A 15,261-nucleotide genomic window follows, 5' to 3' on the forward strand; every position below is an offset into this window, starting at 1 on the left:
CCTAACGTGCGAAGCGGTTGATGAATCTGAGGTGGGGCGAAGGGCTACCCCGTGACCGCGCCCTCCGCAGCGGAGTGCACGAGCTTGGAGTATTTCGCGAGTACGCCACGGGTATAGCGCGGAGGAAGAGGCGCCCAGCCGTCACGGCGGGCGGTCAACTCTGACTCGTCGACAAGTAGGTCGAGGGAGCGAGCCGCGATATCGACCCGTATCAGATCACCATCGCGCACGAAGGCGATGGGACCTGCGTCCACCGCTTCGGGTGCTATGTGGCCGATGCACAGGCCGGTTGTGCCGCCTGAGAATCGTCCGTCCGTCAATAGTAGTACATCCTTGCCGAGCCCTGCGCCCTTGATGGCGGCGGTGATCGCGAGCATCTCGCGCATCCCCGGGCCGCCCTTGGGGCCCTCGTAGCGGATGATGACGACATCGCCCGCGTTGATGCGGCCCTCGGTCAGGGCGTCCATCGCGCCGCGCTCGCGCTCGAAGACGCGTGCGGGCCCCTCGAACACGTCGGCGTCGAAGCCGGCCGTCTTGACGACCGCGCCCTCCGGGGCGAGCGAGCCCTTGAGGATGGTGAGGCCGCCGGTGGGGTGGATGGGGTTGTCGAGCGAGCGCATGACGTTGCCGTCCGGCGCGGGCGGGTTGATTTCCGCCAGGTTCTCGGCGACGGTCTTGCCCGTCACGGTGAGGCAGTCGCCGTGCAGCAGGCCCGCGTCGAGCAGGGCCTTCATGACGACGGGGACGCCGCCGTGCCGGTCGACGTCGTTCATGACGTACTTGCCGAACGGCTTGAGGTCGCCGATGTGCGGCACCTTGTCGCCGATCCGGTTGAAGTCGTCGATGGTGAGCTCGACCTCGGCCTCGTTCGCGATGGCCAGCAGGTGGAGCACGACGTTGGTCGAGCCGCCGAAGGCCATCGCAACCGCGATCGCGTTCTCGAACGCCTTCTTGGTGAGGATGTCCCGCGCGGTGATCCCCTGCTTGAGCAGGTTGACCACGGCCTCGCCCGAGCGGTGGGCGAAGTAGTCGCGGCGGCGGTCGGCCGAGGGCGGCGCGGCGGAGCCCGGGAGGCTCATGCCGAGCGCCTCAGCGACGGAGGCCATCGTGTTGGCGGTGTACATGCCGCCGCAGGCGCCCTCGCCCGGGGCGATGGCGCACTCGATGCGCTTGAGGTCCTCCTCGCTCATCTTGCCGGCCTTGCACGCGCCGACCGCCTCGAACGAGTCGATGATCGTGACGTCCTTCTCGGTGCCGTCGCTGAGCTTGACCCAGCCGGGCGCGATGGAGCCCGCGTAGAGGAAGACCGCGGACAGGTCGAGCCGGGCGGCCGCCATGAGCATGCCGGGCAGCGACTTGTCACAGCCCGCGAGGAGGACGGTGCCGTCCAGCCGCTCGGCCATCATCACCGTCTCGACGGAGTCGGCGATGACCTCGCGGGAGACCAGCGAGAAGTGCATGCCCTCGTGGCCCATCGAGATGCCGTCGGAGACCGAGATGGTGCCGAACTGGAGTGGGTAGCCGCCTCCCGAGTGCACGCCCTCCTTCGCGCCCTGCGCGAGGCGGTCGAGCGAGAGGTTGCAGGGCGTGATCTCGTTCCACGAGCTGGCGATGCCGATCTGCGGCTTCTCCCAGTCCGCGTCGCCCATGCCGACGGCCCGCAGCATCCCGCGGCTCGTGGTGGCTTCGATTCCGTCCGTGACCACGCGAGAGCGCGGCTTCCAATCGATCTCTGGCATGTGACAACTCTAGGACCGTTTGGATGCCGGTCCGGCCATGAGTCGGAAGCGGTGGACAAGCCCCCGATCGGGTCAGGCTGTGGAGGAGGACCGCGCGTCCGCCAGCAGCCCCAGCAGCACCGCGACCGCCCGCTCGTCGGCCACGCGGAACTGCGCCGCCGTCTCGCCGTCCCCGACCTTGATCCCGAGGTCGCCCTCAGCCGGCCGCAGCACGGCGAAGCCGTCCTCGTCGGTGACGTCGTCGCCAGCGAACAGGACGGCGGTCGCGTGAGTGTACTCGCGGAGGCGCTCGATGCCGTCGCCCTTGTTCGCGCCGCGGACCGAGAACTCGATGATGTCCTTGCCGTCGCGGATCGTCAGCGCGTCGCTGACCGCGGCCGTGGCCTCGTAGGCGCGGGCCACGACGGCCGCGCCCTCCTCGCCCTCCAGCAGCCGGTAGTGGACGCCGAAGCCGACCGGCTTGACCTCCAGGCGCGTCCCGGGGACGCTGTCGACCAGCGCGCCGAGCGTCTCGCCCAGCTTCTCCAGCGTCGCGCGCTCCTCGTCGGTCAGGTCGAGGGAGACCCCGTCGCGGCCGAAGCGGATCTCCACGCCGTGCGAGCCGATGAGCAGGGCGTCCTCGTCGGCCTCGGTGACGATCTCCAGGCTGGACAGCGGCCGGCCGGAGACGTATGCGACCCAGGTGTCCGGCAGTGCTTCGAGGCGGTCGAGGGCGGCCTTGGCCTCCGGCAGGGCGCGCGCCGACTTCGGCTTGTCGACGAACGGCGCGAGCGTCCCGTCGAAGTCGAGCGCGAGCAGGAGCCGCTCGGCGCCGGCGAGCCGCGCGACGGCGGTGGCGAGGGCGATGGCGGCGGGCTGGGCGGAGGGTGCGGTGTCTGTCATCGGGCTCTCGGGTCAGCGCCGGTTGACCGGCGGGTTCTGCAGGGGGTGATCGCCGTGGGCGCTGCGGGTGAGCGCCTCCAGGAAGCTGGCGGACCAGCGCGCGACGTCGTTGGTGAGGACCTTCTTGCGCAGGGCGCGCATCCGGCGCACGCGGTCGCGCTTCGGCATCGCGACCGCCTGCAGGATGGTGTCCTTCAGGCCCTCGATGTCGTGCGGGTTGATCAGGAGGGCCTGGCGCAGCTCGTCGGAGGCGCCCGCGAACTCGCTGAGCACCAGCACGCCGTCCTCGTCCACGCGCGTCGCCACGTACTCCTTGGCTACCAGGTTCATGCCGTCGCGCAGAGCGGTCACCAGCATGACGTCGGCGGCGAGGTAGAGCGCGACCATCTCCTCCTTGGGGTAGCCGTGGTGGAGGTAGGCGACGGCCGTGTGGCCGAGGGTGGCGTAGTCGCCGTTGATGCGGCCGACGGTGAGCTCGATCTCGTCGCGGAGCTGGCGGTATGTCTCCACGCGCTCGCGGCTGGGGCTCGCCACCTGCACGAGGGTGACGTCCTCCACGCTCAGGCGCTCCTCGCGCAGCAGCTCGCCGAAGGCCTTGAGCCGGTGGCCGATGCCCTTGGTGTAGTCGAGCCGGTCGACGCCGAGCATGATCGTCTCGGGGTTGCCGAGCTCCTCGCGGATCTCCCTGGCGCGCTCCTGGATGGCCGGCCGTCGGGCGAGCTCCTGGTAGGCGTCGGCGTCGATGGAGATCGGGAAGGCCCGCGCCAGCACGGTGCGGACCAGGCCGCCGTGCCGGTTGGTGGTCACGTGCCGGTGCGAGCCCGCCTCGGGGTCGTCGCTGTCGATCGGCACCTCGATGATGGGGCCGCGCGTCTCGTAGCCCTTCAATCGCCGGATCGCACGGGAGAAGTTGCCCGCGTCGGCCACCCGCTGGAAACCGATGACGTCGGCGCCGAGGAGGCCGTCGATGATCTGCCGCCGCCACGGGAGCTGCGAGTAGATGCCGTACGGCGGGAACGGGATGTGGTTGAAGAAGCCGATGACGAGGTCCGGCCGCACCTCCCGCAGCATCGCCGGGACGAGCTGCAGCTGGTAGTCGTGCACCCAGACCACCGCGCCGTGCGAGGCGACGCCCGCGGCCGCGTCGGCGAACCGCCGGTTGACGCGCACGTAGCTCTCCCACCACTCGCGGTGGTAGCTCGGCTGCGCGATGACGTCGTGGTAGAGCGGCCAGAGCGTGTCGTTGGAGAAGCCCTCGTAATACTCCTGCAGCTCCTGCTCGCTGAGCGCGACCGGGAGGATGCTGATGCCGTCGGCCTCGAAGGGCTCGATCTCCTCGCCCGCGACGCCGGCCCAGCCGACCCAGACGCCGTCCTCCGCGCGCATGACCGGCTGCAGGGCCGTGACCAGCCCGCCGGGCGACGGCCGCCAGGTCGCCTGCCCCGCCTCGTCGACCACGCGGTCCACGGGCAGTCGGTTGGACACGATCACCAGGTCGTACGTATCTGTCGTTGCGGTTTCGGACGTCTGGCTGATGGTGGGTCAACTCCCCCAGTTGATGCGATGGTCTGCCTGCCACAGTACCAGCGCGGGGTCCGGCCGCCACCGGTGCGCGTTCCCTCCCAGGACACTGCCCGTTCAGGCGCCGTGGTTAGAGTTGCGGTCGTGATGCGCATCGGCATGGGCACGACCTGCGTCTACCCGCTCGGGGTCGAGACGGCCTTCCGCACGGCCGCGGAGCTGGGCTACGACGGCGTGGAGGTCATGGTCACCCGCGACGAGCGGACGCAGTCGGCCGAGCCCCTCCGCAGGCTTGCCGAGCGCTACGGCACGCGCATCCTGAGCGTGCACGCACCCGTCCTGCTGCTGACACACTTCGTCTGGGGACGCGACCCCGGCGTGAAGCTGGAGCGGTCGGCCGAGCTCGCCGCAGAGCTGGGCGCCGACACGGTCGTCGTGCATCCGCCGTTCCGCTGGCAGTCCGGCTACGCGGAGGACTTCCTCGGCCTCGTCCGGTCCACTGCCGCGCGGACCGGCGTGACCGTCGCCGTCGAGAACATGTTCCCGTGGAAGGTCGCCGGCCGGTCGATGGCCGGCTACGTCCCGCATTGGAACCCGGTCGGGATGGACTGCGACGCGGTCACCCTCGACTTCTCGCACGCAGCGCTGAGCGGGGTGGACGGGCTGGACCTCGCGAACCAGCTCGGCGGGAGGCTGCGCCACGTCCACCTGTGCGACGGCTCCGGCCCGCTGGACGACTCGCGCGTGTTCGACGAGCACCTCATCCCCGGGCGCGGCAGCCAGCCGGTCGCAGAAGTGCTGCGCTCGCTCTCGGCCTCGGGCTGGGACGGCTCGATCGTCGCGGAGGTGAACACGCGCAAGGCCCGCGACGCCGGTGAGCGGGCGGCCATGCTCCGCGAGACGCTGGAGTTCGCGCGCGCCGGCATCGCCGGCGGGGCGGCCGAGGACGAGCGCGCTACTTCGCTCGGCCCAGCAGCCGCACCAGCGCGTTCGCGTACTGCGCGTAGCCCGCTGCGGTCGGGTGGAAGGCGTCGGTCCCGCTGAGGTTCAGCCACGGCTTCTTCGAGCCGATGCCGTGCCCGGCGAAGTCGACGCCGACGTAGGTCATCGGCACGCCCTGCGCCCGCTGGGAGTCCACGACGTCCGAGATGGTCTGGTTGAGGCCGAGCGTCGCCGCGTTGATCGCGGTGTCCGTGCCGAAGCTGGGCGACTTCGGGTCGTAGTTGTCGAACACCACCGCATAGCCCGTGACGACGATGCGGGCGTTCGGGGCGGCGAGGTGGATGGCCGCGTAGACCGCCGCCAGCCGCTCCGGGAGGACGTTGAGCAGCGACAGCGCCGAGGAGACGCCGTTGCGGCAGGCGACCGCCTTGCCCGACGAGCACTCGGCCGCGATGGCGGCCACGCCGAGGTCGTTGCCGCCGATGCTCACGGTGACCAACTCCGTGCGGTCGTCCAGCGCGATGAGCTGGTGCTTGAGGAGGTCGGAGGTCGTCGCTCCAGCGCACGAGGCGTTGACCACCAGGTCGACCCCGGAGTCGCGGGTGAACACGCTCGGGTAGCTGAACGGGCTGGAGCGGCACTTGCCGGTCTCGTCTCCCCCGCCCATCCCGGCGGCGAACGAGTCGCCGAGGGCGACGTACCGGGTCTGCGCGGTGAGCGGCTGCTTCGGGAACGGGTCGTGCGTCGATTTCGGGGACGGCGTGGCGCTCGCGGCCGCGCCGGGCGTCGCCTCCGGATCCGCGGGGGCTGCGCACGCGGCGACGACCAGCAGCACGGCCGCGCACAGCGCAGTCGTGAGAGCCGGACGGAGCAGTCGGTAACGCATCGAGCACACGTTACCCGCTGAGGCTCGGCGTTCGATCAGACCTGCGCGGTCAGATCCGTTCGGTGAGGGCCAGCAGGATCGCGGGGACGGACTCGGAGAGCCGCTCGGCGAACTTCCGCTCGTCGCCGGAGAGCAGGGCCCTGGCCTCCCCGTTGGCGCACAGCTCGGCGATGACGCGCACCGCCTCCTCCGGGTCGATGGTGAACCGGCGCCGGGCACTGGCGAGCGCGGCGACGACCGTCTCGGTGAGCTCCTGGAAGAAGCCGTCCTGGTAGCGCAGGAAGTCCGCGGAGATCGCCGGGTCGCGCAGGGCGAGCAGCAGGAACTCCGACTGCACCAGCCACCAGCGGCGGTCGTCGGACTGTAGCTCCAGGATGCGGGTGATCGTGCGGAGGACATCCGCGTCGTCCAGCTCGACGCCCCCGGAGCCGACCAACGGCCGCAGGAACTGCTCGACGCCGGCGTCGAGCTGCTCAAGGCGCATGGTCTTCTCGCGCTCCATCAGGGCGAAGAAGAGCTCCTCCTTGCTGGAGAAGTTGGAGTAGAACGCCCCGCGCGTGAAGCCCGCCGCCTCCGCGATCGTTTCGACGCTCGCGGCCTTGACGCCCTGCTCGGCGAAGACGTCGAAGGCCGCGTCGAGGAGGCGGGTGCGGGTGCGCTGCCGGCGTGCGGACTCGACAGGCGCGTCGTCTCTGAGAGCCGTGCTGTTCAAGCTGAAACCTTCCTGTGCCGAGTTCCCGATACACGAGTGTATCCGATACAGTCGGGCATCGGATACGACGGTGTATCGAAACCCTTCGACGGTCGGTCCCCCGCCGTCGTCCCTTTTCACTTCCACTGCTGGAGAACGCGTGTCCTCGCTCCTGTATTCGATCGGCCGCTGGGCCTTCCGTGCCCGCAAGCTGGTCCTGGCGATGTGGCTGCTGCTGCTCGTCCTCCTCGCCGGCGGCGCCGTCGCCTTCAACCAGGGCACGGACAACACGTTCAGCATCCCGGGCACGGAGTCGCAGGAGGCGCTCGACACGCTGAGCCGGACCTTCCCGCAGGTCAGCGGAACCAGCGCGCAGATCGTCGTCGTGGCGCCGAAGGGCGAGACGGTCGACCAGGCCGCGATCCAGGACCCGGTGGAGAGCACCGTCGCCGACCTGGCGAAGACCGACGGGGTCGCCGGCACGACCTCCCCGTACAGCACGACGGTCAAGAACCTCATCTCGGACGACCGCACGGCCGCGATCATCACCGTCCAGCTCCACGGTCAGCAGACGACCGTCCCGGCGGAGACCAAGACCGCCATCAAGGACGCGGGCGCCGCGCTGCAGAAGGAGCTGCCGTCCGGCTCGCAGACCGCGGTCGGCGGCCAGCTCTTCTCGCAGAACCTGCCCACCATCTCGCCGACGGAGGGCGTCGGGCTGCTGATCGCGATCGTCGTCCTGATCATCACGTTCGGGTCGATCCTCGCGGCCGGGATGCCGCTCGCCACCGCCCTGCTCGGCGTGGGGCTGTCGATGGCGCTGATCTTCATCGCGACGCTGTTCGGTCCGATCTCGTCGACCACGCCCCTGCTGGCCCTGATGCTCGGGCTGGCGGTCGGGATCGACTACTCGCTGTTCATCATCTCGCGGCATCAGAGCCAGCTGAAGGCGGGCGTCGATCCGGAGGAGTCCGCCGCCCGCGCGGTGGCGACGGCGGGGTCCGCGGTGCTCTTCGCGGGGATCACGGTGATCATCGCGCTGGCCGGGCTCGCCGTGGCGGGCATCCCGTTCCTGACCACGATGGGGCTGGCGGCCTCGGTGGCCGTCGGCATCGCGGTGCTCGTCGCGCTCACCCTGACGCCGGCGTTCCTCGGCTTCGCCGGGTCGCGGATCACGCCGGGACACCGCGCGGCCAGGCGGGCCGAGCGGGCGGCGAAGCGTGCGGCGGCGGCCGAACCGGCCGGCGCGGAGGCCGCCACGCCCGCTCCGGAGCCCGCGACGCGCGCCAACCCGTCGCTCGCGCACGCCGCGAAGGCCGACATCCCCAAGGGACCCTTCCGCACCTGGGTGCGCGCCGTCACGCGCTTCCCGATCGTGACCGTCGTCGCCGTCGTGGTGGCCCTCGGCATCGCGGCCGTGCCCGCGCTCCAGCTCCGCCTCGCCCTCCCGGACGCCGGATCGCACCCCAAGGACGACCCGGCGCGCATCGCCTACGACCTGGTGTCGGAGCACTTCGGGCCGGGTTACAACGGCCCGCTGATCGTGACGGGCTCGATCATCTCCAGCCACGACCCGCTCGGCCTGATGAAGAAGCTCGGCGCGGAGATCGCCGACCTCCCCGGCGTCGCCGCTGTGCCGCTCTCCACGCCGAACCAGAACGCCGACACCGGCATCGTGCAGGTCGTCCCGACCACGGCGCCGGACGACCCGCGCACCGCCCAGCTCGTCTCCGAGCTGCGGTCGAAGCACCAGCACTTCCTCGACGAGTACGGCGTCGACCTCAAGGTGACCGGGACGACCGCGGCCCAGATCGACGTCTCCAGCCGGCTCGGCGGCGCGCTGCTCCCGTTCGGCATCCTCGTCGTCGGGCTCTCCCTCGTGCTGCTGACGATGGTCTTCCGCTCGATCGCCGTGCCGATCAAGGCCGCGCTCGGCTACCTGCTGTCGGTCGGCGTCGCCTTCGGCGCGGTCACGGCGGTGTTCGAGTGGGGCTGGTTCGGGGACGCGGTCCACCTGGACAAGACCGGGCCGGTGATCAGCTTCATGCCGATCATCCTGATGGGCGTGCTGTTCGGGCTGGCGATGGACTACGAGGTCTTCCTGGTCAGCCGCATCCGCGAGGACTACGTGCACGGCGGCGACGCGCGCCGCGCCATCCAGAGCGGCTTCGTCGGCTCGGCCAAGGTCGTCACGGCGGCGGCCATCATCATGATCTCGGTGTTCGCGGCGTTCGTGCCGGAGGGCGACGCGTCGATCAAGCCGATCGCGCTCGGCCTCGCCGTCGGCGTCTTCGTGGACGCGTTCATCGTCCGGATGACGCTCGTGCCTGCCGTGCTGCAGCTCCTCGGCGACAAGGCGTGGTGGATGCCGCGCTGGCTCGACCGCGTGCTCCCGTCGTTCGACGTGGAGGGCGACGGGCTGCAGAAGGAGCTGGAGCTGGCCGACTGGCCGGCGCCGGGCTCCCGGAGCATCGCCGCGGCGGACGGCCTGTCGGTCAGCGCGCGGCGGACCCCGATCCTGCGCGACGTGAGCTTCCGGCTTGCCGACGGGGAGGCCCTGGTCGTGCACGGGCCGGACCGCACGGCCGCCCTCGCGCTGCTGATGGCCGTCACCGGCCGCACGCGCGTCGACGGCGGGACGGTCAAGGTCGCCGGCTTCGTCCTCCCGACCCGCGGCTCGGCTGTGCGCTCGCGGACCTCCGTGGTCCGGCTCGACCACGCCGAGACGCCGGTGGAGGACGTGCGCCGTGCGCTCGCGAGCTCCCCGGTCATCCTCGCGCTCGACGAGGCCGACAGCCTCACGGACCCCGTCGAGCGGCGGAGGGTGCGGGTCGAGCTCGGCCGCGCGTTCGCCGACGCCTCGGCCGCCGGCCGGCCGTTCGCGCTGGTCGTGAGCTGCGTGGACCCGGCCGGGCTGGACGACCTGCTCCCCGACACCGCAGAGCCCACCGCGGTGCAGCTCGCCGTCGACTCCGACGGGGCGGCGCACGGCACCGCCTCCGCTCCCCCGGCGACCGCGACCGCGCCCGCGGACGCCGACCACCACCCTGCCGCCCACCTCGAGAAGGCCGACGCCCGATGACCACCCCGACCTCGCTCCTGCGCCGCCCGCGCTCGCTGTTCTCGCTGGAGCGGATGCGCTCCGACAAGCGGGTGACCTGGCTGACCATCGTGGGCATCGTCCTGGTGCCGCTCGTCATCGGCGGCCTGCTGGTGTGGGCGCTCTGGAACCCGACCGACCGCCTCGGCGAGGTGAAGGCCGCCGTGGTCAACCTCGACCAGCCGGTCACCGTGAACGGCCAAGTCGTGCCGCTCGGCCGGCAGATGGCGGCGGGGCTGCTCGGCGGGAAGAACCAGAACTTCACGTGGGTGCTCACCGACCAGAAGGACGCGAGCGCGGGCATCGCCGACGGCGGCTACGTGGCCGTGGTGACCATCCCGAAGAACTTCTCGAAGGCGGCGACCTCCACCGCGGGGACCTCCGGCGCCGCCACTCAGGCGACCATCGACGTGCGCACGAGCCAGAAGTCGAAGCTCGTGGACCCGGCGATCAGCCAGGCCGTGACCACGACCGCCACGGGCGTGCTCAACAAGCAGCTGACGACGACCTACCTGGAGAACGTGTACGTCGGGTTCAACTCGCTGCACGACCAGCTCGCCAAGGCGGCCTCCGGCGCGGGATCGCTCTCGACCGGGCTGACGCAGCTCGCGAGCGGCACCCACCAGCTCGCCGACGGGGCGAACCAGCTCGCCACGGGAGCGGACTCGCTCGCGAGCGGGCTCGGTCAGCTCTCCGGCGGCGCGTCGGGGCTGGCGAGCGGGCTCGGGACGCTGTCCGACGGGATGACCCAGTATGCGAACGGCGTCGCGCAGGGGGCGACCGCGGCGCAGCAGCTCCCGGCGGGAGCGGCCCAGCTCGCGACCGGCACGGCCGGGGTGCGGGACGGCGTCGCCGCGACGGTAGCCGGCCTGCAGAAACTCGAAGCGAACTGCACGCTGGTGCACCCGGGTGTCGGCGCCACTCCGGACCCGATCTGTGCCGGCATCCAGGCGACCATCGACGGGATCACGAACCCGGACCCTACGAAGGGACTCCAGGCCGCCGCGACCCAGGTCGCCGCCGGCGCACAGACCTTCTCGAGCAGCGTCGCGCCGCTGCCGGGCCAGCTCGCCCAGTCGGCGTCGGCTGCGCAGCAGCTCGCGTCCGGAGCGTCCCAGTCGGCCTCCGGCGCGCAGCAGCTCGCCTCCGGCGTCCAGCAGTCGGCGGACGGCGCGTCCCAGTACGCGGCCGGCGTGCACCAGTTCGCGGCGGGCGTCCCCGCGCTCGCGTCCGGCGCCGACCAGTCCGCGGCGGGAGCGGCCTCCCTCGCTTCCGGCCTGAACCAGGCCGTCGCGCAGCTCCCGAGCTACGACGCGGGCCAGCGCACCAACCTGGCGTCGGTCGCCTCGCAGCCGGTCGGTCAGAAGCAGTCCGGGACCACGGAGTTCGGGACCTCCAGCGTCCCGCTGTTCGCGTCGGTCGCGCTGTGGCTCGGTGCGTTCGCGTCGTTCCTGGTGCTGCAGGCGATCTCGCGCCGCGCGCTGCTGACCTCGCGCGCGGCCGGGCTGATCGCCTCGGACGGGCTCCTGCCGGCGGCCGCGATCGGCGTCGTCCAGGGCGTGCTCGTAGCGGCGATCATGCAGCCGGCCATGCAGCTGAGTGTCGGCGCGTGGTTCGGCTTCGCTGGGGTGGCGGCGGCGGCCGCGGTCTGCTTCGCGGCGGTCAACCATGGGCTCGTGGCGTTGCTCGGCGGCCTCGGGCGGTTCCTGTCGATGTTGGTGGTCGTGATCACACTCGCCTCCGGGATCGTGTCGACCGCTCCCGGCTTCTTCGACAGCGTGACGGCGTGGTTGCCGACGTCGCCCGCGATCACGGCCCTGCAGGGAGTGGTGGACGGGTCGACGGGGGTCTGGCGGGGGCTCGGCGGCCTGCTGATCTGGACCGCGATCGGCTTCGCGCTGGCGCTCGCGGCGGTCGCGCGGCGGCGCATCGTCACGGCCGCGCAACTCCTGCCGGCCGAGTGACGCCCGCCACTCCGTAGCGGGGTCGCAACACGCCGCGTCGCGCGCCGCGTAACGGCGTGTCGGGACCCCGCTACGGCAGGGATCAGGCGGCGGCGGCCAGCGCGAGGGTGGCGAGCACCACGGTGACCGGCGCGACGATCAGGCCGAGGAGCATGTAGCGGCCCCAGCGGATGCGGACGTCGAACGACGTCAGCCGCTGGTGCCACAGCAGGGTCGCCAGCGACGCCCACGGCGTGATCAGCGGACCGGCGTTGACGCCGATCAGCAGCGCCGCCAGCCGCACAGGGCTGCCGGCCGCCGGCTCCAGAGCGAGGTAGGCCGGGAGGTTGTCGATGGCGTTGGCGCCGACCAGCCCGGTCAGCGACAGCCGCAGCAGCGCGAGCGGCGACTCCCCCGAGCCGGACACCCGCGCCAGCAGCGTCCCGAGGCCGTTCGCGTGCAGCGCCTCGATGAACAGGAACAGCCCCGACGCCAGCAGCACGAGCTGCCACGGCAGCAGCCCGAACCGCAGCACCGAGCGCCGGCGCACCGCGAAGACCGCCAGCAGCACGACCGCCGCGCCGGAGGCCGGCATCCACACCGGGATGCCGGAGACCAGCAGCGGCATCAGCGCGACCACCACCGCGGCGGCGATCCAGAACAGCGCGGGGTCCTCGATGCCGTCCTCCGGCCCCGTCTCGTAGCGGACCAGCAGCTGCCTCCGCGAGATCAGGAACACGACCACCAGGGGCACGACGATCGCCACGAGCGCTGGCGCCCACATCAGGGCGGCGAAGGCGAACGGGGTCGGGTTCCCCATCGCGTGCTGGGCGAGCAGGTTGGTGAGATTGGAGACCGGGAGCAGCAGCGAGCCGGTGTTGGCGATCCAGACCGTGGTCAGCGCGAACGGGAGCGGGTCCAGTCCGGAGTGCCTGGCCAGCACGATCACCACCGGCGTGAGGAGCACAGCGGTGGTGTCGAGCGACAGGAAGATGGTGCTCAGCGTCGCGACGACGGCCACCAGCAGCCAGAGCAGCCACGCCCGCCCTCGGCCCCAGCGCGCGGTCTGCTGGGCGACCACGGTGAACACGCCGGCCTCCGCGGCCAGCTCGGTCACCACCGTCACCGCGACCACGAAGAGCAGGATCGGCCAGACACGGTCCCAGAGGGCCAGCGCGTCCGCGCCGGGCAGCAGGCCGGTGAGCACTGCGACAGCACCGAGGAGGAGCAGCACAGCGCCGACGATCGCCGTCCGCATCCCACTCCTCTCCACGCGCCGCCTTCAACCGAGCGCCTTCGGAAGCGTACCCTGGCGGGACGAGCGAAAGGACGCGGATGCGCAAGTTCATCTTCAACGGAGCGATCATCAGCGCGGTCATCGGACTGTGGTCCACGATCCAGGAGACCAAGGAGGGCCGGCGCGACTGGCGGGTGGTGCTCATGTGGATCAGCGCGGCGATCGGCATCGTGATCGCGGTCGGGACCGTCCTGGAGGAGTCCCGGGAGGCCGACGAGCGCGAAATCGGGCGCTGACCGCACGATTTCCGCGATTCTTCCGGCGTGTCCGCGCGTCGTGAGGCCCCTGCGCCCCGACACTGGTTCTTGACGGAGAACCTGGAAGGGGTATCGCGATGTTTGGTCGTAGGCGGCATGCCGCCGCCGAGGTGCAGGCGGCGCCGGTTCCTCAACTCACGGATGCTCAGATCCTCGAGGTCGTCCACGCCAAGATCGCCGAGCTGATCGGCGAACGCGGCGAATGGACCGTGTCGCGCCGTTCCACCGACGACACCGACTCCATCTTCCACTCCGTCCTCTCGCAGTCCGTCTCTGTCGGCATCACCGCCGCCCTGGTGGAGGCGCGCCGCCGTCTGGAGGCCGGCGAGGCCGCCGTCGTGGTCGCGTCCGAGCCGCAGCACCGCGCTCCCGCCGAGGTCGTCGCCATCGAGGAGGCCGCCCCGGTCGCCGAGGTGCAGCAGCACGAGGTGCAGGAGCACGCGGAGCCCGCCGCGTTCGGCTGGGAGCCCGCCCCGATCACCGTCTGGACCGACCTCCGCAAGCCCGTCACCGGCGAGCTCCCCGCGATCCCCGAGCGCTCCGCAGCCTGACCCGCCCGCGAGGCGGCGCAAAGTGCGCCTGAACCGCGCAAGACGACGGAGAGTGCGCCGTCTCGACGGTCAGCCGATGTGCTTCCAGGAGGCGGGGCCTCCGGAGCCGGCGCGGTAGGTGTCGAGCGGGACCTCCTCCTTCTTCCACGCGGCGATCACGGGGGCGACGATTCGCCACATCTCGACGGCGGTGTCGCCGCGCACCGAGAGCGACGGGTCGCCGTCGAGGATCCCCTCGAGCACTTCGGCGTAGGCCAGCAGCAGCCCGGGCCCGAAGTTCGCGCTGAGCGCCACGCGCTCGATCTCGTGCGGGTCGTCCGGGCCGTTGATGTTGAGCTCCAGCGACATCGCGTCCGGCGCGAGCATGATGCGCAGCATGGTCGGATCGCGGTGGCCGCGCAGCCCGCGCGGGATGTGCCGCGCCGGCTTGAACGTGACCAGGATCTCGCGCCGGCGTGAGCCGAGCGCCTTGCCCGAGCGCAGGGTGAACGGAACCCCGGCCCAGCGCCAGGTGTCGATCTGCACGGTCATCTCGGCGAGCGTCTCCGTGTCGTTCGCGGGGTCGACGCCCGGCTCGTTCGTGTACGCGGGGAGCTTCTTCCCATCGACCGTTCCCGCGGTGTAGCGGGCACGGCGGCTCGCGGCCACCGGGTCGTCCTTCCACACCCGGGTCGCGCGCAGCACCGTCGCCTTCGCGTCGCGCAGGTCGGTGGCGTCGAGCGCGCTGGGCGGCTCCATCGCGAACACCGCCAGCACCTGGAGCAGGTGGCTCTGGATCATGTCCATGAGCGCGCCGGCGTGGTCGTAGTAGCGGGCGCGGTCCTCCAGCCCGAGCGACTCGTCGTAGACGATGTCGACGCTCTGGATGTGGTCGCCGTTCCACACCGGCTCCAGGATGCTGTTCGCGAAACGCAGGCCGATCAGGTTGAGCACCGTCGAGTTGCCGAGGAAGTGGTCCACACGGTGGATCTGGTCCTCCGGCACGAGCGTCGCGAGCCGCTTGTTGAGCGCGACGGCCGAGCGCTTGTCGGTGCCGAACGGCTTCTCCAGCGCGAGCGTCAGGCCGGCCGGCAGTGAGAGCTTGCCGAGCGCCTCGCACGCCTTCGCGGTGATCGCCGGCGGCAGGGCGAAGTACAGCGCCGGCACGCCCTCGCAGGCGTCGAAGATCGTCTGCAGGTCGGCGGGCTTCGTCACGTCCGCCGGGAGGTACACGGTGCGCTTGAGCAGCTCCTCCACCGCCGGGCCGGCGGCCTTCACGGTCCTGAACGACTTCTTCACGACCGAGCGCCAGTGCGCGTCCGACCAGTCCTCGGCCCCGGAGCCGACCAGGTGGAAACGCCGTTCCGGGTGGTGGGTGAGCAATTGCCCGATGGCAGGGAGGAGGAGCCTGGACGACAGATCGCCACTCGCTCCGAGAATCACCAGAGTGCCCACGGACTGCGTCATGCGCTT

General features: G+C 71.4%; 12 protein-coding genes. 5 read left to right on the forward strand and 7 right to left on the reverse strand.

Features of this window, described 5'->3' with window-relative positions:
* Positions 1-44: 44 nt before the first annotated feature.
* The 3 genes from ilvD to otsA all read right to left on the reverse strand — a co-directional run bounded on the left by ilvD (position 45) and on the right by otsA (position 4,106).
* Positions 45-1,739 (reverse strand): dihydroxy-acid dehydratase, encoded by a 1,695-nt coding sequence (gene ilvD, locus ABCS02_RS30175; RefSeq protein ID WP_345839408.1) that lies wholly within the window; start codon positions 1,737-1,739, stop codon positions 45-47.
* A 72-nt stretch (positions 1,740-1,811) separates the two neighbouring features.
* The gene (gene otsB, locus ABCS02_RS30180; protein ID WP_345839409.1) at positions 1,812-2,621 is read right to left on the reverse strand and encodes a trehalose-phosphatase; all 810 of its coding nucleotides are present in this window, start codon (positions 2,619-2,621) and stop codon (positions 1,812-1,814) included.
* A 12-nt stretch (positions 2,622-2,633) separates the two neighbouring features.
* Entirely contained in the window at positions 2,634-4,106 is a 1,473-nt protein-coding gene (otsA, locus tag ABCS02_RS30185; protein ID WP_345839410.1) for an alpha,alpha-trehalose-phosphate synthase (UDP-forming), read from the reverse strand.
* 183 nt (positions 4,107-4,289) lie between these two features.
* Here otsA and ABCS02_RS30190 point away from each other — a divergent pair, with 183 nt between their 5' ends.
* Complete coding sequence (locus ABCS02_RS30190; protein ID WP_345839539.1) at positions 4,290-5,186, forward strand: sugar phosphate isomerase/epimerase; 897 nt, start codon at positions 4,290-4,292, stop codon at positions 5,184-5,186.
* Here ABCS02_RS30190 and ABCS02_RS30195 read toward each other — a convergent pair.
* Both ABCS02_RS30195 and ABCS02_RS30200 read right to left on the reverse strand, forming a co-directional pair.
* The gene (locus ABCS02_RS30195; RefSeq protein ID WP_345839411.1) at positions 5,098-5,970 is read right to left on the reverse strand and encodes an SGNH/GDSL hydrolase family protein; all 873 of its coding nucleotides are present in this window, start codon (positions 5,968-5,970) and stop codon (positions 5,098-5,100) included. The genes ABCS02_RS30190 and ABCS02_RS30195 overlap by 89 nt on opposite strands.
* A 49-nt stretch (positions 5,971-6,019) precedes the next feature.
* A complete protein-coding gene (locus ABCS02_RS30200; protein WP_345839412.1) occupies positions 6,020-6,682 on the reverse strand; it encodes a helix-turn-helix domain-containing protein in 663 nt (220 codons plus the stop codon).
* 139 nt (positions 6,683-6,821) lie between these two features.
* On the opposite strand from ABCS02_RS30200, the gene ABCS02_RS30205 reads away from it, so the two are divergent.
* Positions 6,822-9,743 carry an MMPL family transporter gene (locus ABCS02_RS30205; protein ID WP_345839413.1) on the forward strand — a complete coding sequence of 974 codons (2,922 nt, stop codon included), beginning with the start codon at positions 6,822-6,824 and terminating at the stop codon, positions 9,741-9,743.
* Positions 9,740-11,725 carry a YhgE/Pip domain-containing protein gene (locus ABCS02_RS30210; RefSeq protein WP_345839414.1) on the forward strand — a complete coding sequence of 662 codons (1,986 nt, stop codon included), beginning with the start codon at positions 9,740-9,742 and terminating at the stop codon, positions 11,723-11,725. The genes ABCS02_RS30205 and ABCS02_RS30210 overlap by 4 nt, the downstream gene beginning before the upstream one ends.
* 82 nt (positions 11,726-11,807) lie before the next feature.
* Here the strand turns inward: ABCS02_RS30210 and ABCS02_RS30215 are convergent, their stop codons facing one another.
* Positions 11,808-12,962, reverse strand: coding sequence for an SLC13 family permease (locus tag ABCS02_RS30215; protein ID WP_345839415.1), 1,155 nt, complete (start codon positions 12,960-12,962; stop codon positions 11,808-11,810).
* A 77-nt stretch (positions 12,963-13,039) separates the two neighbouring features.
* On the opposite strand from ABCS02_RS30215, the gene ABCS02_RS30220 reads away from it, so the two are divergent.
* Together ABCS02_RS30220 and ABCS02_RS30225 are read left to right on the forward strand one after the other, a co-directional pair.
* Positions 13,040-13,237 carry a hypothetical protein gene (locus ABCS02_RS30220; RefSeq protein WP_345839416.1) on the forward strand — a complete coding sequence of 66 codons (198 nt, stop codon included), beginning with the start codon at positions 13,040-13,042 and terminating at the stop codon, positions 13,235-13,237.
* A gap of 98 nt (positions 13,238-13,335) precedes the next feature.
* A complete protein-coding gene (locus ABCS02_RS30225; RefSeq protein WP_345839417.1) occupies positions 13,336-13,809 on the forward strand; it encodes a hypothetical protein in 474 nt (157 codons plus the stop codon).
* Positions 13,810-13,878: 69 nt separating this feature from the next.
* Here the strand turns inward: ABCS02_RS30225 and ABCS02_RS30230 are convergent, their stop codons facing one another.
* Complete coding sequence (locus ABCS02_RS30230) at positions 13,879-15,255, reverse strand: glucose-6-phosphate dehydrogenase (protein WP_345839418.1); 1,377 nt, start codon at positions 15,253-15,255, stop codon at positions 13,879-13,881.
* Positions 15,256-15,261 lie beyond the last annotated feature (6 nt).

Source organism: Microbacterium sp. X-17 (assembly GCF_039615055.1).

Bases quoted from the DNA above. Each gene is read 5' to 3' on its own strand.
- ilvD (WP_345839408.1), bottom strand. From the start codon at position 1,739: ATGCCAGAGATCGATTGGAAGCCGCGCTCTCGCGTGGTCACGGACGGA.
- otsB (WP_345839409.1), bottom strand. From the start codon at position 2,621: ATGACAGACACCGCACCCTCCGCCCAGCCCGCCGCCATCGCCCTCGCC.
- ABCS02_RS30190 (WP_345839539.1), top strand. From the start codon at position 4,290: ATGCGCATCGGCATGGGCACGACCTGCGTCTACCCGCTCGGGGTCGAG.
- ABCS02_RS30195 (WP_345839411.1), bottom strand. From the start codon at position 5,970: ATGCGTTACCGACTGCTCCGTCCGGCTCTCACGACTGCGCTGTGCGCG.
- ABCS02_RS30210 (WP_345839414.1), top strand. From the start codon at position 9,740: ATGACCACCCCGACCTCGCTCCTGCGCCGCCCGCGCTCGCTGTTCTCG.
- ABCS02_RS30215 (WP_345839415.1), bottom strand. From the start codon at position 12,962: ATGCGGACGGCGATCGTCGGCGCTGTGCTGCTCCTCCTCGGTGCTGTC.
- ABCS02_RS30220 (WP_345839416.1), top strand. From the start codon at position 13,040: ATGCGCAAGTTCATCTTCAACGGAGCGATCATCAGCGCGGTCATCGGA.
- ABCS02_RS30225 (WP_345839417.1), top strand. From the start codon at position 13,336: ATGTTTGGTCGTAGGCGGCATGCCGCCGCCGAGGTGCAGGCGGCGCCG.
- ABCS02_RS30230 (WP_345839418.1), bottom strand. From the start codon at position 15,255: ATGACGCAGTCCGTGGGCACTCTGGTGATTCTCGGAGCGAGTGGCGAT.